Genomic DNA, 26,065 nt, shown 5'->3' on the forward strand with positions numbered 1-26,065 from the left:
CCCAAAGGGTCAATCACACATGACCAACTGAAATACAGGCTTTCTCCGTCCCAGTTGTCTTTTATCAACCGCGAAACCATAGCCGCCAAAAGCTGCGCAACCGTGAACAGTCAGGCTTGCAAATTCGACAATTGAGTTTCCGTTGTAACTAATCGGTAAACGCATCATTGCCTCAACAACCCCTATTCGACCAGCGCAATGATGTTTTCCGCCAGTTCAACCAACTCTATTCGCTCAGTACCATCTTCGTACTTTGAGCATTCGATAATCTTCTCTGCACTCATACTTGGCCAAAAGCGTTCAATGACATCGTCGGGTTTCATTCCAACAGCCTTGCCTATGATCTTTTTCGCGTCGCAGGTATCCGTGTATGCGACTTCGGCTTGTGTCTCGGCTTTAATCAGTTCTGGGCAGAGATAATTCTCAATTTCTCTCTTTCTCGTCGAGTAGAACGCACGGCCTTGGGCCTCAACCTCAGCCTTACGTTTCTGGATAGATTTAACCTGAGCAGGATCCCCACCAATATCTGAGTCCAGGAAAACACACCACGGTAGCCCGAGGTCATCCGCCAACTTGTGCGTTACCCAATGCTTGACGTTGCCGCTACCCCCGGTCTGAAGCGGAACAATGCCCGCTTCATCCAAATCGCTAGACGTATGGCCAGCCTCCTTCAACGCCTTGGTAGTATGTCGTAAGAACGTCACATCGGATTTCCCTTCGACGAGCACGACGCCATTGGCTCGCTCCATCCCCATCTCAGGCAGCACTCCGAGGCTATCAGCTGCCTCCTTCAGAACTGACTCATCAGGCATTTTCACTAGTGGCACGCCGTCTGAGTCCTTAGTGACATAACGAATGCCCTCAGTAGGAATCAGTCCTGCCAAAGCAGGCACATGCGTGGTAACCAGAATCTGTCGATTCTCCTGGTTTGCCAGCGCCAAAAGAGCTTTCATCAACATGATTTGATAATTGGGATGCTGGGATGTTTCTGGCTCTTCGATGGCGTAGATGACCTTTTTTGCCGAACCTGCCACTGCTTTCTCTGCCTCGGCACGGAAAAAGTTCAATAGAATCAGGCGGCGAACACCGCTACCGCGCTTGTTTATCGGGATGCCATTTTCACCATCCAGGGTGAAGTTGAAGGTCCACTTGGGCTTGTCTTTGAACCTTGGCGTGAGTTCATTTGCGAGCTCTGGGGCCATTTCCCCCAGTTTATCCAGTGTTCGATTAGCCACATCCAACACGCTAGCTTCAATCTTTTCCTCCAAGTCCGCAATCTGCTGCTGCAAAGCGGCTTGGGCTTCTTTTACCGCTTGCTGGAGCGGATTCTTGGCTTCTGCATCTCCATCACTGCTTTCACGGTCTGCCTTGAACAACGCAAAGGTTGGTAGTTGATCCTGGATTTTTCCCCAGACCGACTTCCCCTCAGTCGAAAGCCCCTTATCCACATCCAGGAGCGTTTCAGTAAGCGTCAGTGGTTCTGCGCTTTTTCGAACGGCCTCACGCCAAAGAGACGCAACACGTTGATCCGCTACATCGCCTTCAACACCCAGCTCTTTCCCCAGCTTCTTCAGATCTGCCATTTTCAGCCCAAGCAGATTATTCAATCCTTCACCTTCCGGGTGCAGACAACGGATGAAAGTTTTATCAGGCTTCCCAGAGGTTGTTGCCTTGAAGCTTTTAACGATTTCAAGACAACCGTCTGCATTCAGAAGCAGCTCATCGGCCAATGTGGTTTCAACGTTCTCATCAAGAATCAGGTGCGCTGGAAGTTCATCGAATTCACAAACAATCTCGAAGTGCGTTTCTCCTGCCTCCAGCCGGAAGCAGTTCATATCATTTTTGTCGGCTTTTGCCCCATCGGCTTCAAAGAAAATCGCCAGCGCTTCAAGAACAGTCGACTTACCGTAGTCATTTCGGCCAACAATACCGGTCATAGCCTCATCGATCGGCACCACGGTTGGTCCTTGATAACCGCGAAAATTTGTCAATTTAACGGATTTTAAGCGCATGGCTGACTTCCTTATCTCAAATTTCCGGAAAATGCTTTCTGACTTAATGACGCAAACATCTCGTTACTTGAATCAAGTCCAGACTCGTTTGCTTTTAAAACATCTGAGTAGCAATTAAAAATCTCAGAGAATTTTTTCTGTAAATCAATTGGTGGCAATTTGAATGAGAAGCTTCCGAGTTCAAACCGATTGAGTTTAGGTATATTCGCACGCGCGGGAAGCGACTCCGTGTATTGGGTAAATTCATCCGATAGCAACAACTGCCAAAGGTATTCCCTCGTCATCGCCCCATTATTCGGGCGTATGGGATACATGTCGGCAGAACATAAACCAACAAAATCTGGTAGAGCGACCTTCCTCAGGTAGGGTCGTATTTTCGAGTAGAGGACATAAGAATCGTCAAAGAGAAATTTTTTGCTTATCAGGCTCTCTTCTCGAGCAGTTAAGGCTGGTAAAAGCCTCCCGGTATGCTTTTCGATACGATCAGGACCAATGTGCAACATGTCCAAGTATTGATCATCCCGGGGATCGACCATTGGTGCATCGACTCGTGTGACCACCTCAAAGGTCACCAAAGGCCAGCTGTCTTTGCATACTCTCGGGCCAAACATATCCAGAAAAACAGCCCGAAGGAATTCATCGGCGAGCTGGATGGCTTGCTGGCGTTTGCGGCGGATGGCATCGGCTTTGTCGAGGATGGTGGCGATGCGTTTTTGTTCTTCCAAGGGAGGAAGTGGAATCTCAAACCTCGTCAAGAAATCGGTACTAACCCGCTTTTGGCCTGCGGCACCAGACATTGACTTCTCGCCCAGGAACCTGAACTGCTTGCTCCAAATCATGTAGAAAAGGTAATCGGGATCTAACAACTTCTCATCAGCTCTTAGAACATGAAACTCCGTGGAGCCAAATCCGACCTGATTGCTTATCTGGCCCGGTCGCAAGCATTTTCCATTTTCAAAGCAGGGGGTTATCTTAGCCAAAAGAACATCGCCGTTTTCGAAATAGGTAAACCCCTTCTTGGTTTCGGCCAAAATCCGGGGCTCTTCATTCAGGAGCATTCCGTCCTCACCCGCCGACGCCATTGCTACGAACGACACTGTTTGGGAGTCGTCTATATTTTTAGGCAACCGTGGATTTATTTGGGCCACGTCGCCGAGTCGCACAATAGGCCAACTCACAACATCCCCTCCAATTCACCCAGATCTGCCAAAATCTCCTTCTCCAGCACTTTAAGACGCTGCAGGATCACCTTCGGGTCTTCGTACTCCTCCTCCTCATACACCACCTCCTTGTAGCGGTTAATAGAAAGATCATACTTGTTGCTGGTAATATCGGAGGCGTCTACCACAAACGCCTTTTGGGCCTTGTCGCCAAAGGCTTGTTCAATCTCTTCTGCATCGGCGTTGGCTTCCACCAGCTGACGGTATTGCTTCCATTTGGCGATAGCATCCGGTAGGTCATTGCTACCCTCGCCTTTCAGCTCGGTTCGCTTGTCATCAAGGCTGAAACCGTCGGCTAGCAGATCGTAGAACCAAACACGGTCTGTAGTACCGCCTTTTGTGAACATCAGGATCGCCGTACTCACGCCTGCATAGGGTTTGAAAACACCACTGGGCAGACTGACGATACCTTCCAGCTGGTTGTTTTCGATCAGCTCCTTGCGCAGTTGTTGGTGGGCCTTAGATGAGCCAAACAAAACACCGTCCGGCACAATCACGGCGGCACGGCCACCCAGCTTCAGGCCTCGGAGTATGTGTGCCACGAACAGCAGCTCGGTCTTCTTGGTTTTTACCAGGCCCAGCACATCCGGATTGGTGTTGGTTTCGTCCAGGCTGCCCTTGAACGGCGGGTTGGCGAGGATGACGTCGAAGAAGTCTTCTTCCTGTTCCGGGTAATGCTCTTTGATGGATTTGTTGAGGCTGTCCTGATAGAGAATGTTGGCCCCGTTTACCCCGTGCAGCATCATGTTCATGCTGCTCACACGAAGCATGGTGGTGTCGAAGTCGAAGCCCCAGAACATCTGTTTGTTGATGTGGTCTCGGTAGGGTTCGAGCATGTCCCCGGTGTAGTGGAGGTTGCCTTCTTCATCGGTAAAGGTTCCCGCTTCACTGGAATACTTTCTGTTCAGGTACTCCATGGTTCGAGCCAGGAATCCTGCTGTTCCGCAGGAGGGATCGCAGATAATGTCGGTGGGCTGCGGGTCGATCAGCTCGATCATCGCATCGATGATGTGTCTGGGGGTGCGGAACTGGCCATTGATACCTGCCGTGGTCAGTTTGCTCAGCAGGTATTCGTAGATATCCCCTTTGACGTCGCTCTGAGTGAGCGGCAGGTTGTTGACCATTTCCACCGCTGAGACGAGTACCGACTCGTTCTTGATCTCCAGGTCCGCATCCTGCATGTACTCGCCGATGTGGCCCAGTGCTTGGGCGGCGCTGCCTTCTGTTCCTAGGCCCTCTTCCTCTGAGTGCTGGCCGAGGCTGGCGAAATACGGGTACACATGAAGCTTCAGATGCCTGTGCAGCTCCTTACCGCTCATATGGTGAAAATTCTTCCAGCGCAGAAGCTGGCCTTCCGGCGTATCCGGAAACAACCGGTCGAAGGATTTGCCAGTTCGCGCGGCCTTACGCTCGGCCACCTCTTCCTGCATGTCCAGCATGCGGGCAAACATGAGGTAGCTGATCTGCTCGATTACGGTCAGGGGGTTGGTGATGCCTCCGGTCCAGAACTTTTCCCAGAGCTTGTCGATGTCGTTGCGTAATTGACCTGTGAGCATTTAATGGATCTCTTCATTCGATGTTGCATCTGAGGCTTCCTGTTCCGGTTCCTCAGACGGAGTATCAGTTTGATTGGTTAGTTGCTGATCAGAGCCGAGCTCTTCCAGCATTTCTTGCTCCTGTTCTTCCGGCTCATCGAGCGGTTCAACAATCAGGGCAAGGCGCTCAGACTCGAAGTCTGTATGGGCAGGCTCGATCTGTGGCAAGGATTTGCTGACTTTGGTTGAGAGCTGGCTAAAACGATCCACCTTGCCGTATAGACCCTGCTGGCCTGCCAGAGCCGTAACGGTGTTGTTGTAATGGTTGCTTACAGTCTTCAGTGTGCCGCCCAGCTTATTCAGCCGGTCAGCAACCACACAGACCTGATTGAATATTTCCCCGGCCTTTTCGGAGATTTCCCGGGCCTCGGCGTTGCTTCGCTCGATCATCCACAGATTGGAGACTGTGCGCAGAATGGGAATCAGAGTGGTGTGCGAGACCAGTACGATATTCTGCCTATAGCCGTATTCAAATAGCCCCTTGTCGTACTTAAGGGCCTCGATGTAGGCGGGCTCTATGGGCATGAACATCAACACGAAGCTGGGGCTACGCATGCCGATGAGGCTGGTGTAATCCTTGCTGCTCAAATCGTCGATGTGGCGCTTAACCGCTTTAACGTGCTCATCCATCGCCAGGCGTGACTCCTCAGGTGACTCCGCGCCCACCGCTTTATCGTAAGCAACAAGGGAGACTTTGCTGTCGATGATGATCTGTTTGTTGTCGGGCAGGCGGATCAGGTAGTCGGGGCGTTTCTTCTTGCCTTCCGCGTCCTTGAATTCGCCCTGAGCGTCGTAGTGCTCGCCTTCGATCAGGCCGCTCATTTCCAGGGTTCTACGCAACTGAACTTCGCCCCACGCACCCCGCTGCTGGGAGTCGCCTTTCAGAGCGGAGGTTAGGTTGTTGGCTTCAGCACTCATCTTCATGCCGATTTCCAGAACATCGCGAATTTTTGCGTTCATCTCCGTCTGGCCGCGCACCGAAGATTCATGGACATCGTTCACGCGCTTCTGGAACCCTTCAATCTGTTCCCGGAAAGGCTTGAGCATGCTGTCGATGCTGCTCTGGCTGGTTTGGGTGAAGGTCTTGCCTTTCTCCTCGAAGATCTTGTTCGCAACATTTTCGAACTCTTTGGTGAGGGATTGCTTGGCCTCACCCAGTTGCTGCATCTGTTCTTTGAAGTGCTCTTCTTTGCGCTCCAGTGTGGTTTTGAGTTCCGTGTGTTCACCGCTGAGGGACTGGTAGCGCTCCTGAAGCTCGGCGTATTTATCCTGTTGAGCCAGCAGATTGGCCTTAGTTTCCTTCAGTTGCTCTTTGGCATCCGAGCTTGAAGATTCGAAGGCCCGCGACCTTTTGCCTTCTTCTGCGAGCCTTTCTTTCAGCTGACTGACCTGCTCCCGTTCTGCCTGAAGATCCTGATCTGAGCGTGAGAGTCGCTGACGAAGTTCTTCTACGCGATCATGGTAAGCACGGTTATCTGCCTGAGCGTTTTCCAGCTGTTTCTCTGTCTCGTGAAGGCGCTGGCGCGATTCTTCCAGCCTCGCATGCGCAGCCGAGAGCTCATCTTTTTGGCTCTGGAGCTCGCCGGTAAGCCGTTGCTCGTTGGATTGGGCGCCGGCCAGCAGCGCTTGCAAGCGGCTTTCTGCCAGATCCTTTTCATGCACAGAGGCTTCGAGCTCTTTGATGGCAGTCTGGGCAGCTTCGTCACGTGCCTTCGCTTGCTCCAGGTCCTCCTGAAGTTGCTCCAGTTGCGTAGCAAGCCGGGTAGACTTACGGCCTTGCAGCACAGATGCCAGCAAAAAGCCCAACCCTGCCAACACAGCGCCAATCAGGCTGGCCATCACGATCAGTTCTGTGGTCCATTGGATATTCTGCATCGTTATCCCTGTAGCTCTGTGGCTGGTGTTTCTGGTTTCAGGAAAGGTTTCAGTACGGTGATCAACTCGCCCACATCATCCGGTTTGAAAACACCGTCGATTCCTTCGTGGGAGACTGAGGTAAACGGCGCATCGTAAAGGGTTTCGACGACGATGGAGCCATGTTGGGCGATGTAGTTTTTCAGCAGGTTCATAAACCGTACCTGCTGAGCAGTTAGCGTCGGGTGCGCATGAAGGAACTGTTTGAAGTGTTCCTCGACTGCCTGGGGATCAAGACCAATGATTTCTCTGACCGTGACATCCAACTGGTCAGCCGTGCGTCCGTAAAACTGATTCAGTACATCTAGGCTGACCCCGGGGTTCGTGGTGAGAATCGTCGATGTCAGGGTTTTCAGGTCTGACTCACCGATAGTCTCTCCGTTGTGGATTTTCTGGAGAATCGGATTATCCGATAGCATTTTGTCCAGAATGCCCTTGAGGCGCCGGCGGTAGATCATGGCTTCGTTTGCGCCGGTGATGTAGACCTCGCGCTCTTCCCCCTGGACCTTACCGTCTGGAGTAGTGGTCGTTTGCGTACCTGAGCCAGGATAAACCTTAGACTTCCGATACTTCATGATGCCACGCAACTCCAGGCGGGCATGTTCAAGCTTTTTGATGCTGGGATCCGCCCAGAATGAGGCACTTTTTACTTCTTCGATTACTTTGTCTTTCTGACGAACGGCCTGGATATTGACCGCCAGCCTCTCAACTTCCGTTATGAGCGCCGTTTTGCCATCTTGGAAACAGCTCGCCTTTTCCACCAGGCAGCGCTCAATCTCTGCCATGAGTTTGTCGAGCGCTGTGGCGTGTTTATCCCGAAGTACCCGGCTGGACATAAGCGGGGCTATGGTTTCGGCCAGAAGGTGCTGCGTTCTGGCATCCAGTTTGTCCAACAGATCCGTCTGCTGGAGCTGATGAACCACTCGCAGGTTACGGCGAACGGCAATACTTTCATCCGGCAGGTCATTGATGTCTTCCTTGAGCAGGCGTACACCAACATCGTAACCGGCGGCATGATTCTGCTTCAGGGCCGCTTGTGCGAGGGCCAATCGTTCCTCGAAGGTGGCTTGGAGGAGTGACTTGCTGCCGGTGTCTTCCGGCTCTTTGTATTCCTCTTCGAAGAAATCAAAGTTGCCGTAGTGATCAAAGATCAGGAACTCGGTTTTGTCCTGTCCGGGACCAAACAGGTTTGGACGCAAGCGTGTGCCTCGGCCAATCATCTGCCAGAACTTCACCCAGGATTTAACCGGCTTGGCAAAGACGAGGTTAACGATCTCAGGCACATCAATGCCGGTATCGAGCATGTCGACGGAGATGGCAATTCGGAAATCGTTATCCGGTTTTTTGAATTCTTTGATCAGGCTATCCACATGGGGAATGTCGTTATGGATAACCTTGCAGACCTTGGTACCGTATTGGGGGTACATATCGCAGAACACCCTTTCGAGATGCTCTGCGTGGTCTTGCCTCTGGGCGAAGATGATCGTTTTCCCAACCAGTGACCCGGTTTCATCTTTGATACCGTTTTTAATCAGGTTTTCCAGGATGACCCTATCTGTTTCCTCACTGAAGATTTTTCGACCGATGTCTTTTCCGGCAATCCTGGTATTGCGGGCCTCTTCCTCGCCCAAGTCCTCTTCCAGCTGTTGCTGTTGCTCGGGCGTCAGATCGGTGTAATGAATACCGTCGCGAAGGAATTCGGTGGTCAGGTCCTTTACCCGGAACGGCACCAGATAGGGTGGCTCGTTATTGATCGCCGCATCCAGCCCAAACTCGAAGGTTGGGTCTGTGGTTTCACAATCAAAAATGTCGAAGGTGTTACGGCTGATAAACTTGACCGGTGTCGCGGTAAGACCGACCTGCAAGGCATCGTAGTAATCGAACAGATCACGATATTTGTTGTAGATACTGCGGTGACTTTCATCGGCAATGATCAGGTCGAAGAAGCCCACATCCAGCTGAGCAAACCGGTTCATCATTCCGGGATAGGTGGCGATGTAAATGCGTGCGGATTCGTCAATCTGGCGGGTTTCACCGATGATGCAGCGCGGCTCACTCGGCAGATTTTGCTTGAACGCATCATCAGCTTGAACACGCAGCTCTTTTCGGTCACACAGGAACAGAACCCGCTTGGCCCAGCCAGTTCGCAACAAAAGCTCAGCGAGGGCAATGGCTACGCGCGTTTTGCCCGTACCGGTTGCCTGGATGATCAGCGCCTTGCGCCGTTGATTCTGGAAATGTGCTGCAACTGTTTTGATGGCTTCAATCTGGTAGGGACGGTCTGCAATCTTGAGCTCCGGATTGAAGCGCTCCAGTTCAGCAGCGCGATAGTGGCGCTGGTAAATCAGGTACTCCAGACTTTCCTTGCTGTAGAACCCATAGACTGGGCGATAGGCGTTGTATTGGTGGTCGTCCCAGATAAAGGTTTCATAGCCATTGCTGTAGAAGATGACCGGGCGCTGGAACCCCATATACTCGAAAGAGTTGGCGTACAAGCGAGCTTGCTCGCGGCCAGCCTGAAGGTTAACCGTTCCAGATTTCTTGGCCTCGACCAGCGCTAATGGCTGCCCATTGTCTCCCCAGAGAACGTAGTCTACATAGCCCTTCCCTGAGGGGTTATCTGGGAACTTTACCTCTACTTCTTGGCCAACCTGGGCAGGATTGCCAATGTCCCATCCCGCCTTCACCAGCATCGCGTCGATCAGCTGAGCTCTGGTCTTGGCTTCGTTCCATTGGAGGGAGTCAGCCGCCTGCTGGCTTCGCTGTTTACGGGCTTGCTGCTCAGGTTCAGCTGGCGGCCTGAACGCCTCTGCCTGCTTGGCGCGCTCACGGTCCAGTTCGTCCATTACTCGATCGAGCTCTTCCTGCTGCTTTTCTATATCTCTCTTGTAGCTGGAGACCGACTTTTTGAGCTCAACAATGGTGTTGGTCGGATCTGGGATTTCTTTGAGAGATGGCAGATTCTCCTTTGGTTCCCCGCAATAGGTGAGCGCCATGTAGCCCGCCAGCTGATGTGCGGTTGAGAGCGCCATCTTTGCGCTTCGCAAATCTCCCTGGGCACCATGTGCGGAATCATTGCCTTGAACACGAAGAAAGTTGATCTGATGGATCAATGACTTATCGACACAATCAGCGAATACCGGATTTTTAACCAACTCATAGAAGCTGGACTGAGGCAATCTCGGCAGAGACTCTTCTTTGTAGATGGTCTTGGTCATCTCCTCGGCAAAGCTGCGCAGCCTTGTAAGGGCGCTGCCGGGGTCGACGTGAAGAACGGCCTCTGCCAAACCACCAAGATTTGCCAGGACGTCGTACTTTGGCCGAAGAAACTCAAAATTGACCGATTTCATAAAAGATACTCTGCTCATGCTGATCCCAATGCGAGGACCATGCCATTATTGTTCGATTCCGTATTTTTCGATCCAGTTGCTTAAGGTTTGCTGGCTTTTCAAGCCAAGAAGTTTGGCCGCCTTCGTTTTGTTCTGCCCGGTGTGAGCCATCGCATTCTGGATATAATGCGCCGCGAGCTCTCCCATTAGATCATTTAGATCAACACCTTGACTCACATCATGGTTTAGCAGCTCGGGCTCACGCTCTGGCATTGTGAACAGTGCCTGCTGTAATTCGGCGCCGGTTATGTTCACCCCAGCGCTCCAGAGCGCTGCCCTTACCAGAGTTGATTGGAGCTCCCGGACATTCCCACGCCACGGATGCTGGAGGATAATTTTTTTTGCCTCAGCAGAAAGTTTCTTACCGAGAAATACTGAGTCTTGCCCCCCTTGTGCTTTAAGTACCACGTCTGCGAGCAGCGAAAGATCCCCCTGCCTGGCGCGAAGAGGGGGAAGGTGCAAAACACCCACAGCAACCCTATAAAATAAATCTTCCCGAAACTGGCCTCCTGCGACCGCCTCCATAAGATTGCGGTGTGTAGCTGTGATAATGCGCACATCTACAGGGTGTTCTGCGTCACTACCCACTGGGACTAATCTACCTTCCTGCAATACGCGAAGTAACCGAACCTGCGACTGTGGTGATAGCTCACCAAATTCATCGAGAAATAAAGTACCTCCATCTGCTTGTTGGAACACACCAGAACGATCTGCAACCGCTCCCGTAAAGGCCCCCTTCTTATGACCAAACAAAGTCGAATCAATTAGCTCTTCGGGAATGGCTCCGCAATTTAATGCGATGAATGGCTTCTCGCGACGCGGACTGGCATTGTGGATGGCACGGGCAAATAACTCTTTTCCTGTCCCTGTCTCACCATAGATCAGAACTGGTACATGGCGTTCAGCGAGCATCTGCGCTTGCTGTTTAAGCAAAAGCATGCTCGGATTCTGGGTGACGATATTATCGAATGCTGCATTAATGGGTACCCGAGAATCCGCCAGGGCACGAAATTTATTATCTGAGATTACAGAAATGGAAGGGACAAACTCAGCGGCAAGCTCAAAGGGTATTCTTACCTTCTCTACCCCTTTCTCAAGAGAAGACTGATAGAAGACAGCCGAAAACTTAGTTTTTCCTAATAAGATCCAGACTGCCTGCATTGCCGGTGTACCAGGACTTAGGAGAATAGATATCTCTGTGCCTTTTGACGCAAGCCTGGCTAGACAAGGCTCAACCGCCAAGTAAATTTCCCCAAAATTGACAGGAGAACTGAGACTTACCTCACATGCTTCTATTGCGATGTCAGTATGACATTCGAGCAAAGCAATGTAAGGCGCCACCTGCTCGTATGGATAGGCATAAAGTAATTTGACTGCGTCAAATTGGATATTTTTCAGAGTAGACCATATTGGACCAGCAGGCTCATGGCCCACAGCTTTTAGATCATTGCCCCCTATCCAGCTAACTAAGGTTTTATGTAGTGACTTAGGCATCCGCGTTTTGAGTCCAATTGATTGGCAGGCGGGGTATTTATATTTATCCGTGGCCGATTTACGTATATCTTTAAAGCAATAGACCAGTGCTAGGTTTCACCATACCATTCAACATATCAGCAAACAATAATTAACAACCTGTCTGAAAGCTAGCTCAAGGTGCACCGTCCGTATGCCAAGACATACCTGAAAGTTATATTAGCTGCCAGCTTACCGTCTTCCGTTTCATCAGCGCGAAGGTCACGGCTCAGGCAAATGCGATATTGTCCCCGCCTCAGCGCAATCCGCTGTCTATGGTGTCATTTGGGAAATGGCCTCTCATCACAAGCCGGCGTTCGATAGCTATGAGGGGCTAGGGGGAGCATATAACGACATTCACTGACCTAGCGATTGACCGACGGGTTGAGGTGCACGCGTATATCGGTAACAACACCGTGCTCGCTCTTCGCCCATACACTTGGTACAAGCACCATTTGCTCACAGGGGCGCGCGAGCATGGCCTAGACACCTGTTACGTTCACGCCCTGTAGAGCGTTGACGCACATCTGGATGACAATACCGAGCGCCATGCGAGATAAAGGGCGCTATATACGCCCACCCAACCAGTCATAAGCAACGTATGAACCATCACGACACACGCCTCATTGCGTTTTATCGGGGGAGAAGGCCACGATCACAAAGGTCGGTGCACTGACGATATTTGGGCGCTTTCGCGTTTTTGGCTGGAACACACGCACGACTATATTCAGTGACTATTTCCTCCCCCCTAAGCAGGTCGGTTTAACAGCTTTGCGCCCCTTTTAACGCCAACCGTACAGGGCGACTTTGAAGATAGCGACGTTATGCGCCAGCATCAGCAGCGCTCGCTAGAGGTTTACTGGATTTTCTTGAACCTGTTTGGGACGAAAATGGCATCGCTGCTCAACCAACTTTAGCGATACCAACGCACATTTGGTTGAAAGCCGGTGGCCATAATCATTTACGCATCACACGTATTATTCGGTCGCTGGCGTTGTGCTATCAGCCAGGCCTTGCTCGCGATTTTCAGCAAGCTGTTATCGAGATTGGCACCCAGCAGGGGGGTGGTCTCTGAGACGTCCATCCAGTATTGGCGAGAGGCCTTTTAGACCAGCTTAAACGGTTCAATGTCTCGAAAAATGCCTGTTGGGGTCATGTCACGGCGTAGTGTAAAGGCTTCTACAGCCGCCACCGGGTCGACCTGTTCAAGCTGATCAAAGTGGATACGATTCCACTGCGCTCGGGTGACCTTGATGCTATAGAGATACTGATCGCGAGTGCCACCAGTGGCAGGATCGATCACTTGCCGATACCCAGAAACCCGTGCTTCTTGAACCCGTGGCAAACGCACAAACACCGCACCTAGCACGCGAAAGGCAATGCCGTGGACATGGTCACGGTACAGTTTTCGCTGTCGTGTGGCACTCAGGGATTTCGGGGTGAGCTTGAGCGCTTTGGCGGGTATCATCCATTCCCGATCCGGCATGTCATCGTCAGAGGGCAGGTCAATATCCAGCGCTATCGTGGTGTTATCGCTTCCCAGGTCAAAATCGATCACTGTCTCGCGGGGCCAGTCGATCTCTTCAAGGCGCTCTTGAAGCGTGAGTGTCATGTCATCACGTTGTCTTAGCACGCCCTGCTCTTCTCGCTGTTGTCGGGCAAACTCGGCGGCATCAAAATCGGCTTTGCGGTGCTCCCAGGCACGGTAGTCATCGTTAAACTGCGTCTGGCGACGTGTGTTATCGGCCTCGTATTGGCGGCGTGCCTGTGGCCATAGTGCTTTCCACCATGGAAGAGGCACGGGCGTGGGCGGTGTGGGTACTGGCTCAGCAAAATGGCGTGGGGTGTAGCCACGGCAGTGAGGAGATGGGGTGTCGTGGTGCAGCTGCCCTAAGCGCACGATATCCGCGTTTAATTCATCGCAGAGTGTCTTGAGCTGTGCACGAATAGCGTCATGTGCATGGCGGCGCAGCCAGCGTACGTCCTGGTCGTTGAGCGGGGTGCCATTCAAATCGGTAGCGCACGTTGCCGTCTTTATTAACCGACAGCTGAAGCCCTAGCGACTCACCTTGCCCAATGCGCGCTTCTAGCGTTGTTGGGGGTGAGGGGACACTTGTTTGCTCCTTTGAAGAAGCTCGACGAGATGACGACAGCTGGGTTCGATAGGCCAGTCCTGTTCCAGGAAGACCGGCATGCGCATAGACACCTCGTGGCCCTATGCTGACACTTGCACCTCGCGGGCCGACAGAAAGGCCCACACCACGCTTGCTGGTATTCAGGCGCACGCCGGGCGCAAGCGAAATACGACGTTGAAAACGAAAAGCCATCGACACTCCTTGAAGCAGGAACCTTACGTCACTGGTTCACGCGCCGTTGATCACGCTTACCCACGACACAGTACCAGCGCGCCTCTTCCTCTTGCCGCCGTTTAATCGCCGCCTGCATAGCTTCTTCTGAGGTCGCATAGCGGGTGCGTGACGTACCGTAACTGAACTGCGCGCTGCGTTTTTTGCGTGAACCGTCGGGCATCAACTCATACCAAGCCGCCACCCAGAGTGTTGTTCCTGTGGGGCGTTCATGGTGGTAAACGCCCGTTATCGGGCCAGCGGGCCGTTCACGATGACGCGCGACGGAGCGTGCCTCTACTCGCAACCGCTCCTTCCAACGACGCTCGCCCCAAATCTCTCTGCCACGCTGGTCTCGATACGCAAGGCAACGCTCAAAAGTATCGTACTCACTGGCTAAGCGCGGGATCGACTTGGTTTCAGGTTTTCCTGATGGGCGTGGCACGCGCACCATGGGATTACTGTGGCTTTTGGGCCACGACACGTATTTGGTACTTTCCCATAGCTGGGGTAAGGACAGCGCGTTTCTCATTTTTAAATCAATAGCTTTTTAGTGAGCAGGGACTTATAAAAAGTGACAGCTTTACGACTCGGTAACCTCTGCTTTTCTGTACGGTATGCACTCGTGACCCACTTCAGAATCATTGGCTATCTTGATAATAGAAGCAATGGATTTGAACCGATCGCCACTTTCTTGTCGGCAAGCATCAGTACAACAATTGAACAGAGAGCAATAGCGCCATGAAACGCCTCATATCAAACGTCTCCTACTCATCGCTACCCTTCTGACTAGCGCTTCCGCTTACGGTAACGAATATTCAAAATCCTATGAGGCATGTATGCAGCAAGCGTTTAGCACTCTCGATATAGTCACCTGCATATCAAACGAATATGAGCGCCAGGACCAGCGGCTCAATGACAACTACCAGCAGCTTCGTGGCCATCTGAGCGATGAACGCCGCGACCAGCTGTTTAGCGTTCAGCGGAAATGGATAACATACAAGGAAGCTAATTGTGGTTTCTATGCTGACCCAGAAGGAGGAACAATGGCGCGCATCAACGCCAATTCATGCTTGCTCAGCGAAACCACTAGGCGAGCGGATGAATTAGAAAACCTAATGCAGCCGTGAATACCAGGGAAATGGGCATGATGCCCTCTTTGTTAAAGCACTGACGGTAAATTAGCGTTCATAAGCCTCTACTGAAACACTCGATCATCAAATAAAGTAACTGCACTAAGCACGAGGTAGGTATCCGAGCAGATCAAGAGCTTGCTGCTATTGAGTTAAGGCTATCAGAGCTTGAGAGGGAAAAGGCTGACCTTCTTTCCCGGAAGCGCGAGCTGCAGCATGTTGCGCACCGGCTCACTGCACCGCCGCTAACCCCCGATCAAAAAGTCGAGCTGTTCGGGAAGCTTTTTCGTGGCAGGCAGGACGTCCATGCGATTCGATGGCAGAATTCCAGTGGTCGTTCCGGCTATGCCGTCGCCTGTGAGAACGAATGGGCCCCTGGCCTATGTCAGAAACCCAAGATCAAGTGCGGAGAATGTCACCACAGACAATTCAAACCCCTGGACGTCAGTGCAGTGTACGACCATCTTTCTGGCAGGCAGGTGGCTGGCCTTTACCCTTTACTGCCGGATAGCTCCTGCTATTTGCTGGCAGTCGATTTTGATAAAGAGAATTGGAAAGCTGACGTTCTTGCGCTTGCTCAAGCCTGTCGTGATGAAGGTATTCCTTATCTTGTTGAGATCTCTCGGTCAGGAGCCGGTGCCCATCTGTGGATATTCTTTTCGGAAGCCGTTCCGGCTTGGTCAGCGAGGACGTTGGGATTCAAGTTGCTGGATAAAGCCATGAATCTCCATCCGGGCTTGTCCTTCAGTTCTTATGACCGGTTGTTCCCGAATCAGGACACGCTACCTGCTGGTGGGTTTGGCAATTTGATTGCCCTGCCACTTCAACATCAGGCGCGACATCGTGGATGTACAGTGTTCGTTGACGATCACTTGATACCTCATTCGGATCAATGGGCCCTACTCAGTCGGCAAAAATCTCTCTCACCGGATCAGCTCGAAGAAAAGATCGGCAGGAAACCTGATACCGATGCTACCGCAGACGTCGCATTGCCTTGGGAGCAAGCGCTACCCGTTGAGACAGAGAAAATAACCGGATGCCCTGACGTCGTCACGCTCATACTGGCTAATCATATTTATATGAAGTTGTCAGATATACCAGGGACACTGGCTGCTCGCATTAAGCGCATGGCGAGCTTTGCCAATCCCGTCTTTTTCAAAACACAAGCACTGCGTTTCTCAACGCATGGTATCCCTCGCTACATCTCCTGTGCCCGAATCGAGCAAGGTTATCTCTCGGTACCAAGAGGCTGTTTTGACGAACTCCAAGCATTGCTGCTGGGCCAAGGAATTACGGTAAACCTCGATGATCGCAGACTACCCGGCCAGGTTCTAAATGGCATCAGTCTGAAAGCAACGCTGCGTGATGAGCAGAATAGGGCTGTGGAGGCACTTGCCGAGCATGATACCGGGGAGCTGCATGCGCCGACCGCGTTCGGCAAAACCGTAACGGCCATTGGCCTTATCGCCAAGCGACAGGTCAACACATTGATCCTCACTCATAGTCGCCAGTTACTAGGACAATGGAAGGAGCGCCTAGAAACCTTTATTGAGGGTGCCTCTGTGGGTGTCATCGGTGGTGGAAAAAAGAAACCTACCGGCCAGATCGACGTTGCCACCTACCAGAGTCTGATCAATAAGAAAGACAACACGGTCTCCGACCTGGCTAGAGAGTATGGCCAGATCATTATTGATGAATGTCACCATATCTCAGCTCCGCGCTACGAGATGCTTCTTAACGAAGTCAGCGCTCGCTATGTCGTCGGCCTGACCGCAACGCCTGACCGCCAGGATGGGCACCAAAAGATCATGTTGATGATTGCGGGGCCCGTTCGTCACAAAGTTCGGGCGGAACACAGCTCTCGGTTTGTCCAGCGTGTCATCGTTCGGGAGCGTCATGAAATTCCACCCGCCGATATCTGTCAGTCTCATGAGCGCCCCCATATAGCCTCAGTTTACCGTTGGCTTGCACAGAACAACGCCCGCAATAAAGACATTGTTCAGGATGTAGCAAGCTGCGTGAACAACCAGGCAAACTGCCTTCTCCTGACGGAACGACGAGAGCATGCTGAGGCACTAGCAGCACTGTTGGCCGCTGAGTCGATATCGTCGGTTGTGTTACGTGGAGGGATGCGCGTCAAAGAGCGTCAGGCAGCGGAAGCCCAGTTACATAAAGCTCAGGTTATTGTTGCAACTGGCAAATACATCGGTGAAGGTTTTGACTTGCCTCGGTTAGACACGCTGTTTTTAGCACTGCCCATCGCCTGGAAGGGAACGCTGTCACAGTACGCGGGTAGGATTCATAGAGCAGTTGAAGGCAAGCAAGAAGTCACTGTCTATGACTACCTTGATACTGGACTGCCAATGCTTGAACGCATGTATCGAAAACGCGAGAAAGGCTACAAAGCCATGGGGTATCAGTTTACCGCTTCAGGTCAAAACAAGCTGCTTTAGAAGACGTTGAGGCCACAGTTAGGCCCAAGACAACGACTCAAGCGATGCTTTGGTGACATTATGTTTGAGACCAGCTTTCAAGGTTTTATGACAGCACACCTTTATTTTTCACCAAGTGTTAGCGAGTGACTACTTGAATATTTCATCAGGGTTGCTGGTTTAGTGACGTTCTTGATTGAGAGGCTCGCCATAAAAATACGCCACAAGGTAGATCATTTTGCGATCTACTGATGGCTAATGGCCCGCTGATCTCGTTCTCTTAGGCAGCAACCTCTTGCTCGTCTTCAATCTCTAGTTCGAGATGGAAGTGAGCCGGCCCTGTCAGGTTGACCAACGCATCAAGGCTGAACTTGTTAATGCGACCGTTCAGCAGATCATTGAGGCGCGGCTGAGTAATTCCTAATCGGCTGGCTGCTTCTTTCTGAGTAATGTCCCACTCTCTCACACGGCCAGCAATTTTGGCCATGAGCTCGGAACGGAGCCTCATATTTAACGCTTCTTCAGGCGTATCCTCAATGGCATCCCACACGCTGTCGTAATACTCAATGGTCATTATTTCACCTCACTTAGTAGCTGGACTCAGGGCAACTCTTTGTATCGTTGTTTGCCCAAATTGATGTCTTTCTGGGACGTTTTTTGGGTTTTCTTCTGGAAGCAGTGGAGAATAAATACCACGTCACCTCGACTGGCCACGTAAAAAACCCGAAAGGCACCGTTATGGTCTCGAACACGGATTTCCATTACACCAGAGCCAACGCTTGGCATCGGACGAAAATCGTCTGGCTGACCTCCAGACTGAATTTTGTCTATCTGAAACCCCGCTTCTCTCTTCGCATCCAGTGGGAAGTCACGCAGCCTATCCTTGGAATCTCCGACGAAAGCAACAGGTTTCTTGCGCGCCACGCTGACTCCTCAATTACCACAAATATTATATCAATACAGATATAATAGACTTATCAATTAAATTGCTCAAGCTTTATGTCGAACATCACGAAGTGCCTAAACTCCATCAGATTCCGTTCATCCATGCATCACATCTATCGTCAAATTGGTCTTATCCAGCAACAGTGACCACATCAGACCGCTCGACGGGAGAAAGCCATAAGCTGTTGCATGCAATGCAAGGTCTTTGGCAGCTATAGCTGTAAAGGTTACGCCTGTTTCGACCAAGTTATTATTCTGCACAGCTAAGCTAGCGAAATGGGCCTACCCCGCTACCTAGTATGTTGGGAAGCACTATTACACACCCGCTCATCACGAACACTGACGCCATCATTGCTAAATTAGAAAATAGCGCTAAAACCTGCGTCTATTTAGCCTTTTGAGCATATGTAGTAGCTGATAACTTATTTTTAAGCACATATGGTACTAAAAAAGCAAAAAGCGGTAGTGCATCCTACCACAAAAAATTAATTATTATTAGAAAAACCTAAATCTTTCGGTCCCACAGTATTGAGGAACAGCATGCCTAAAAAAGAAGATAAGACGCATTTTCAGTACCCGAACAACCTCATCATCAAAGTAGTTTCTTTAGAAGACGCTATAAAACTTCAATATAGTAACGGCATCGAATGCACCCCAGAAAATCTAGCAAACACTGAAATAAAAGATTTCACTTACCACTTGCAAAGTATTCTAAATCAGTACATCGAAGATTTTTATACTGATATCGAAGACCGTATTGAAAATAAATTTTTTATAGAAACAGATGGCGAAAATAAGAAAAAATATATCGGCATGCTATTTTTAAGCGACCAGTCTCACCAAGAAAATCTAACACGCAAACTCGCTTTACTGGCTTACGAAATAACACACTCTGTCATTACACAAAGAGACATCTTAAGCACTGCACCTACCAATCAGAACTCACCAGAAGATGAAGAATTTATTACTGAGCAGTCTGAAAAATTCATCAATAAAAAAAGCGGAAAATCTATTAAGCACCCATTTATTGTATCGCTTGAGACAGATGATAAAAAACAATCAAAAGCTGAAATTTTAGTTAGCGGGCAGTATTCTGCACCAACATTCAAAACGCCCAAACCAACGCCCATTGACGGTTATGCTATTCCAGCAGGTTATGACGAACATGGCAATACAGTCTCTCTGTATAACATTGATTCAAACAATAGAGTCTCAAGCACACCTTTTACGCTCACTTCTAATCATACTGACCACATCATGACATTAGCTTCTGCAAAAGTTAATAACCACATTTTATACTACACCGGTGAGCGCTTGGAAAACCCTAAAGGTCCCACTAAGCAAAAGACATATACATTGTCTACTCTTTCAATCACGAGCAATGACAATCCTTACAAAAACTTTCAGCTGCAATCTAGCTAGCGTTAAACTACTTCTTATTCATATACAAATAAGTGGCAGTCACTATGTACGCGACTGCCAACTCATAACGATTTCTAACGACACCACTTTCATTTTTAGTTAATAGCAGTCCGGCATATTCCTGATGCTTCATCACTCTACTGCCCTTGACAACTTCGAACATATCTAGCTGAACACCCGTATCACTGATCCCTTTCAACCCATACGCGATCAGCATACTCCTTATGTCATCGCTGCAGTTTTTGCCAACAATCTCGTAGTGGCTTTTAGCCACGTTAAATGCTTTGACAGTACGGGCAATAATGGCCACATGCCTTGCTTCGCTCATCAATAGATGCCGATGACGCCCAACCTGGCACGCTAATTCATCAAGCTCTAGCCCTTCACGAATAGTTAAGGTTTCACTATCAGTTGTTTTAGTATGTTCAAGTAGCCTATCCCAAGCAGCGTCGCTGATACTGCGCAGCAACCCCAAAGGATAATCCTGCGACGTCACCCACTGATCCTGCCCACGAACTTTGAAGCGCATATTTTTTTCAGCCGCTTTAACAACATCTTCAAGAAGGGCGGCATGTAATGGGGACAACCCTAACGCCTCACTCGCTCGCCGCACGTTCTGCCTTAGCGCGCCTAATCGCAACGCTTTCATCAATAAATGCGGTGTGGGTTCGTGAAATAAAGGAAGCGCTTGCGGTATCGCAGAAGCTGGCGTGTAACGTTTAAAATCCTGTGGTTTTATGGTTTCTTTGAGAATACTGCCATTGATTCCTTTAACAGGCGTCAGCGCATCCGCCCATTCTAGAATCAAGTGATTATAGTTTAGTAACCCTGTTGCAGGCTGCCGGTGCCCCATTAAGCGCGCCAATCCCATCATCACGCGACGCGAACAGTGATGTTGTTGCCCCATCACCATCTGACGCAGATGAGCGCTGTCTACATGCTGGGTTATTTTTGTGGCCACAGGCGTGTTTAGCTGCAGCAGAGAGGCCGCCACTATATTGTAGAAAGCATGGCGCGCGTGATGGAGTGATAGTGATGGGCTGCCACTCACGTGACGCAATGCATCTATCTCAGCAGCACTGATGGCTGAAGCACTGAGCGCTATTTCGACGCTACCCTTACGCATCTCACCGAGGAGTGGCGTGGCTGCTTCCCCGCCCAACAGTGCATCATGACGGTTAAACACGGCATTGATAGTGCGTTGCTCTATTGCGTCGAGAGAAAACAAAAGCGGTACGGCGCGGCGAGAGGCCTCGCTTTTGAGCGTTCGATAATGATTATTCCGAACCAGCACCCAACTGTAGCCATGAGATGTACACCAATCTCGCCGAAGCAATCCCCTCGCTTCATCTAGCCGCAAGCCAAAGCGATACGCGCATAGCAATACAAATTGAAGTAAACACCCAATATCCAGATCTCGTTGGGTTGTCCCTATCTGCTTCAGTGTCTCAAGGTACTCCCGTTCTGAGAGTATTTCCGCACGCACGTGTCGCCCTTGCTCTGCAACGGGTAGCTCACCCCAATCCGGCTCTTCAACTCCATGAGCGGCAGCTACGCGGTGAAAAGAGCGCAGACGATTGCTAAAATAGCTCATATCGCTTAGCTGGTTTTCTTGATAATCAATCAACCCCGCATAAAAAGCAGTGACCTCTTCACTACCAAGCGCCATCAAATCGACACCGTACGCCAGTTCCTCAAATAGCTTACGCAACGTCCCCCAGTAGCGATGAATGCTACTGCTTTCGAACGGCTTAAAGCGCTTTCCCGCTTTTCCCTTGCCCCTTCGGATAACCGACGCGATCCAGATGACCAACAGCATGATGGCGCTACTAACCTTACCATTTCGCTGTGTGACCAGTTGCTCCAGTGATTTTGCCGTTATTTTTGCCTGCGGCTTGGCATAGGCATCTAAAAGTTGTTTCACCTCTTTAAAGAGAAGTACCGCCTGTTGCTGCAGCTCATGTTTATCGCCATTAGCTCGTAATAGCGCTGGCAATGCTGCCGAGAACTCCGAATCCTCAGTGTTGACAGTTGGCGGTGGGAATATCAGCGATTTGCCGTGCACTATACGCATATGCGCTTGCATAGGAAGGCTGGTGGCCACTATCCGCCCTGCTAGGGCACCCGCTACGACGCCCGGCAATTCCAGAAGATTGGCTTGATCGACAATAGCGGCCGCCTGCTCAAGTACCTGCTGGATCGATATACACTCGTGACTCTCACAGCACTGGATAAACGCCTCAGGCAACGGAGGCGCTTGCTTTGGGACCGTCCAAAGATCGTCGAGCGTTTTTGTCGATGTTAGCTGTTGTCCATAGCTTAAGAGCGATGCCACATGGTAGGACACCGCATGGCGCTGTACGGGGGCTTGCCAGTCGGTGCTATCCAGGAGCTCGCTATACTCCAAATAATAGGTTTTACGATGATATAACAGCCGAAAGTTGTCCCCCTGACACACATCATTCAACAAACGTGTGTAACTGATGCGTTTTTCAATGCATAAAAGTAGCGCACCGAGCGCTAATGCCTGGCGTTTCGAACAGTGTACTCGCGTTGCGTAAGGGCGCACCTTCGGTGCCCACTGCATTAGCTGCGCCATTAATGCAGCGTAAGCCGGCGCCTGTTCATGAATCAGCGTTTTTTCTGGCAACATCGGGATGTAACGGCGCTGAAACGCATGGCGATGCGGTGACTCATGCCGCTCTAAACTGCGTGTCAGCACACTAAACCTTAAAGCTGCAGAGGGATAAGGCGTTTTTCCCTGCTGAAGCAACATGTGCCGCCCCAGTTGATTGACCTCATCCGCTGACAGTTCGGCTATATCACGCCCTCTTAAAAACAGCTCAATATCGTTAAGCGCTGATCTGATGACGTTGCGTGTTGCCAAGCGACGATTTTTTTCGCGTAGCCGCTGTCCAAATGCCCGGGAAGTTGTCGTTGAATCCCGCAATACGTTCACGGCGGCAACGGGCAAGGAGGCAGGTGGTGCTAGCAAATCAAACGACAGCCGCTCAAAGAGTTCGTTGACCTCTTTACGGTAAGCCTTCCAATCGTCCATCCAACACCGGGCCGAGGTGTCGCTATAGGTGGCGACACTTTTTTCCGCATGCCCCAGCCAACCATCCACCACTTCGTTATCGACGCCTAATAAGGGTAATTGCTGTGCTAGTCGGTGACGGAACAAATTCGGAGGTAGTGGCCAATCAAATAAAGGGACACCGGGTAGATCTGTCGCTGACATAGAGTGCCAATTGAGCGACTCATCGAGTAAGAAGAACAGTGGCTGTTCAGCCTTCGCAGGCAATTCTACTAGCGTGTTAATTCGCGACGCGACTACTGGATGGGTGCTCAACAAGTGGTCAGCGAGACGCTGAAGATACGAGAGATAAGCCTCGACAAACTCAAGCGTTTTATCGGCCAGTGGCACCATACGGCCATTGCGCGCACCGCTACCTTCCGTTTTATCATTAATGAACACAGCTGGGAGGTCGTGGTTGAAAAACCCTGGGCTTTCAAAAGGGTCTTTCAGGTAGCGGCTGCCCGTTGACGCATAAAGTGCCATGACACAGTAGCTGGTCCACTGATTATGTAGACGCACCAGATCATTGCCGTTTAACGTTTCGTTGAGCTGATGAGTTGCTTTGCTAATCGCCCTATTGAGCTCAGCTTCAAGAGGAACCAGCAAACTGCCTTGGTTCGTCGACTGTAACGTTTCTGCGCCCTGGAACTGATACGGTAAAGCGAGCCCTTGTTCAATCGCATTAATATCCCAGCTAGCATAGCTACAAGCACCAGGTAAGGCGCTATTGGGGTGGGCCGTTAACATCCTCGCGAAATGGTGATTGCCTGACGCATCAAAAACAGTTTGACCCCATGCCTCAGCCAACCTGCCGCTAGTCACACGAGGGTATACAGCGCTCATGTGTTCATTGAACCACACCTCAATTTTTTGGGCTGGCGATATGCGTTGCCACACTTCTGCCAGTGATGCTGGGGTGATTAATGGCTGGCTACTAACTACAAGCGTCTTTCTTACTTCGGGGATTAGACCAACAGACTGCTGTTCGTGAAATGCTGCTAGATAAGCTTGTGCGGCGATATCGGGCTGCCAGGTATTACGTCGACGCGGTGATAGACGGTGCATTTGCTGGAGGTTGGAGGATAAAGACCACTCTCCTTGAACATCATCCCCCACCTTCATGGCGAGCACTTGGCTGAGTGTCCGAGAAAAACGGATGGCGATCCACACTAACGCGCCACCCAATCGTTCTTGTCCATCCGGGTGTGTCAGCTGACGGGCCACCCACTCCTCTACCATCAAACATTCAGGCGGCAAAAGCTTTGAGTAGCTCCAGGGTAAGTAATGGGACGTTTCAGCTTGCTGATGGTAAAAACTACGCCCGGTTAGCTCTTGCTGAGCCTGCGTATCGGTTGCATCAACCGGCAGTAAGTAAATCGCCTCATCAGCCTCTTCATCTGCCGAATCCTCTCGGACTGGGCATACTTCGATGAACTGCCCAGAGGACTCATCAAAACTGATTAACTGCTTCGGCTCAGGTGTGATTGCAGATAACTCAGCATGTACAAAAGGCTGCGGAGGGAGATCTCGCTGAGTGGTGAAAGGTTTTGTATCACCACTGGCAATCTCGATGATGGCGTTGATGAATGCGGTGCCACTTTTACCAAATGTATGGCTTTGCTTGTACTGCTCAGCAGCCAAAGACAACGCGTTAGTAAAACGTTCAAATGTCCAAGTATCAGGTGTCAGGTAACGTCGGGCACGGCGCAAAACATCATCAACAAGCTGCCACTGCGCTTGGTAACGGTCGGCAATCAAAAAGCGCGCGGCAGTACTGATATTGCGATCCGCCAAGCACTGCTCTGTCGCTACCCGATGTGCCGCCTGCGCGACCAACCACAAGCGTAGCGCACGCCTTAACACGTATTCAGATGATTGCTCCGCCCCAGGCAGCGGGTAAGTAATTAACGTTATAAGAAACGTTTGCTCTTTAAGGCTGCCTTTATATGTTTGTTTCGTTTTTGTAGCGTCTCCTGCATGAGGAAATGCAGGATACTGACGGTTGATCAAGGGATCTTGACGAATGGCTTTCGCCAGATCATCTAACAGGGCAACAACAGGGGTTTGCCGCCACCGGGCAAGAATGTCTTTTGACTCAGGATGATGAAACTCATTAACCAGGTTGCCGATCGCAACGATGTGCTGATCCAGCCCCAACGTCCAGAAAGCCAGCTCCAGAGCGTCACTGAGATCATGCTGGGCAGCCCATTGGCATATATCGCGATAGGGGTGGCCAAAGCGCGCTATTTGCTTACCAGTGCTTATATCGTCTCTTTTGACCGCGAACGTATGCTCTACCATTACGACTTATTCTTTCTTATATAGACAGTTACTATATATCTAAAAAATATATAAATAATAGTGATAGCTACCAATATCTATTGATACCAAGCACGAGTAGCAAAAGTAGTCGCACACCAGAGCTGTCATCCTGCCATTTTTGATTATTCATATAACTAAAGACGGTGTCGGCCTCCGCTGCTGGAGCCAGCTAGGCGCCGATCAGCTGACAATCCCTGCTGAAGGCAGAGTGATTCAAAACCAAGTAATGGGTGATTCTAGGTCGCAGGTGGACCGTTGTCTGACTTGTCGTATCTGAGATTTTTCCCGCTCAATTCCTCTGAGTTCGGCTCAGTCTGCATGAGAATGAGCCTGTTCCCGCTATTCGGGCGGGAGTAAATCAGGAGAGCAACCAATCCGCGACCAGATACACTTGGCATCGAGTTCAAGAGACAGGCCGTGAATGACCTGTCTCTCAGGAAGTCCCCCCACTCGGAATCGCACAGCTTATAGGGTAGCCATCAGGAAGGTGGGATGAGCAACGTACCTACCTTCTAATGCGGATCGCCTAACATAAGACCGGTGTGGTTCATGTACATACTCAAGGGCAATACCAAGGTTGCTGAACTGGCTCACCTTCATGCCTCATGATAACGGGCACATGATGTATTTGTTTTCTGCAGAGCCAGGTCATTTTCTTGGAAATACTTACATTGAAGAGAGACAGCAATGCGCTAGTTTACCCTCACAACTGACTAATAGGTGTTAACGTACTCGGTCGGTTAAA

The 26,065-nt window shown here is 50.6% G+C and carries 15 protein-coding genes; 3 read left to right on the forward strand and 12 right to left on the reverse strand.

Annotated features, from left to right (window positions below):
* Nucleotides 1-182: 182 nt before the first annotated feature.
* From ACIGG6_RS08170 to ACIGG6_RS08210, 9 genes are all read right to left on the reverse strand, one after another.
* Nucleotides 183-2,012: an AAA family ATPase gene (locus ACIGG6_RS08170; protein WP_399843802.1), complete on the reverse strand. Its 1,830-nt coding sequence runs from the start codon at nucleotides 2,010-2,012 to the stop codon at nucleotides 183-185.
* 11 nt (nucleotides 2,013-2,023) lie between these two features.
* Complete coding sequence (locus tag ACIGG6_RS08175; protein WP_399843803.1) at nucleotides 2,024-3,190, reverse strand: restriction endonuclease subunit S; 1,167 nt, start codon at nucleotides 3,188-3,190, stop codon at nucleotides 2,024-2,026.
* On the reverse strand, nucleotides 3,187-4,788 hold the full coding sequence (locus tag ACIGG6_RS08180) for a type I restriction-modification system subunit M (RefSeq protein WP_399843804.1): 1,602 nt from the start codon (nucleotides 4,786-4,788) through the stop codon (nucleotides 3,187-3,189). Before ACIGG6_RS08180 ends, ACIGG6_RS08175 begins: the two co-directional genes overlap by 4 nt.
* Nucleotides 4,789-6,702, reverse strand: a complete 1,914-nt coding sequence (gene rmuC, locus ACIGG6_RS08185) for a DNA recombination protein RmuC (RefSeq protein WP_399843806.1) — start codon at nucleotides 6,700-6,702, stop codon at nucleotides 4,789-4,791.
* Between the two features lie 2 nt (nucleotides 6,703-6,704).
* On the reverse strand, nucleotides 6,705-10,091 hold the full coding sequence (locus tag ACIGG6_RS08190) for a DEAD/DEAH box helicase family protein (protein WP_399843808.1): 3,387 nt from the start codon (nucleotides 10,089-10,091) through the stop codon (nucleotides 6,705-6,707).
* Nucleotides 10,092-10,136: 45 nt separating this feature from the next.
* Nucleotides 10,137-11,624, reverse strand: a complete 1,488-nt coding sequence (locus tag ACIGG6_RS08195; protein WP_399843810.1) for a sigma-54 interaction domain-containing protein — start codon at nucleotides 11,622-11,624, stop codon at nucleotides 10,137-10,139.
* Nucleotides 11,625-12,747: 1,123 nt separating this feature from the next.
* On the reverse strand, nucleotides 12,748-13,653 hold the full coding sequence (locus tag ACIGG6_RS08200) for a DUF4236 domain-containing protein (protein ID WP_399843811.1): 906 nt from the start codon (nucleotides 13,651-13,653) through the stop codon (nucleotides 12,748-12,750).
* Entirely contained in the window at nucleotides 13,595-13,969 is a 375-nt protein-coding gene (locus tag ACIGG6_RS08205; RefSeq protein WP_399843813.1) for a DUF4236 domain-containing protein, read from the reverse strand. The genes ACIGG6_RS08200 and ACIGG6_RS08205 overlap by 59 nt, the downstream gene beginning before the upstream one ends.
* Nucleotides 13,970-13,997: 28 nt before the next feature.
* A complete protein-coding gene (locus ACIGG6_RS08210; RefSeq protein WP_399843814.1) occupies nucleotides 13,998-14,471 on the reverse strand; it encodes a hypothetical protein in 474 nt (157 codons plus the stop codon).
* Between the two features lie 355 nt (nucleotides 14,472-14,826).
* Here ACIGG6_RS08210 and ACIGG6_RS08215 point away from each other — a divergent pair, with 355 nt between their 5' ends.
* Nucleotides 14,827-15,117, forward strand: a complete 291-nt coding sequence (locus tag ACIGG6_RS08215) for a lysozyme inhibitor LprI family protein (RefSeq protein ID WP_399843816.1) — start codon at nucleotides 14,827-14,829, stop codon at nucleotides 15,115-15,117.
* Nucleotides 15,118-15,266: 149 nt separating this feature from the next.
* The gene (locus ACIGG6_RS08220; RefSeq protein ID WP_399843876.1) at nucleotides 15,267-17,573 is read left to right on the forward strand and encodes a TOTE conflict system archaeo-eukaryotic primase domain-containing protein; all 2,307 of its coding nucleotides are present in this window, start codon (nucleotides 15,267-15,269) and stop codon (nucleotides 17,571-17,573) included.
* Nucleotides 17,574-17,832: 259 nt separating this feature from the next.
* Here ACIGG6_RS08220 and ACIGG6_RS08225 read toward each other — a convergent pair whose 3' ends face one another.
* The gene (locus ACIGG6_RS08225; RefSeq protein WP_044629646.1) at nucleotides 17,833-18,126 is read right to left on the reverse strand and encodes a helix-turn-helix domain-containing protein; all 294 of its coding nucleotides are present in this window, start codon (nucleotides 18,124-18,126) and stop codon (nucleotides 17,833-17,835) included.
* A 26-nt stretch (nucleotides 18,127-18,152) separates the two neighbouring features.
* Entirely contained in the window at nucleotides 18,153-18,476 is a 324-nt protein-coding gene (locus tag ACIGG6_RS08230; RefSeq protein WP_044629647.1) for a type II toxin-antitoxin system RelE/ParE family toxin, read from the reverse strand.
* A gap of 561 nt (nucleotides 18,477-19,037) precedes the next feature.
* On the opposite strand from ACIGG6_RS08230, the gene ACIGG6_RS08235 reads away from it, so the two are divergent.
* A complete protein-coding gene (locus tag ACIGG6_RS08235; protein ID WP_399843819.1) occupies nucleotides 19,038-19,919 on the forward strand; it encodes a hypothetical protein in 882 nt (293 codons plus the stop codon).
* A gap of 7 nt (nucleotides 19,920-19,926) precedes the next feature.
* On the opposite strand, the gene ACIGG6_RS08240 is transcribed toward ACIGG6_RS08235, so the two are convergent.
* Nucleotides 19,927-25,299 carry a hypothetical protein gene (locus tag ACIGG6_RS08240; RefSeq protein WP_399843821.1) on the reverse strand — a complete coding sequence of 1,791 codons (5,373 nt, stop codon included), beginning with the start codon at nucleotides 25,297-25,299 and terminating at the stop codon, nucleotides 19,927-19,929.
* Nucleotides 25,300-26,065: the final 766 nt, after the last annotated feature.

This window comes from Vreelandella lionensis (genome assembly GCF_044543515.1).
Taxonomy (GTDB): Bacteria; Pseudomonadota; Gammaproteobacteria; order Pseudomonadales; family Halomonadaceae; genus Vreelandella; species Vreelandella lionensis.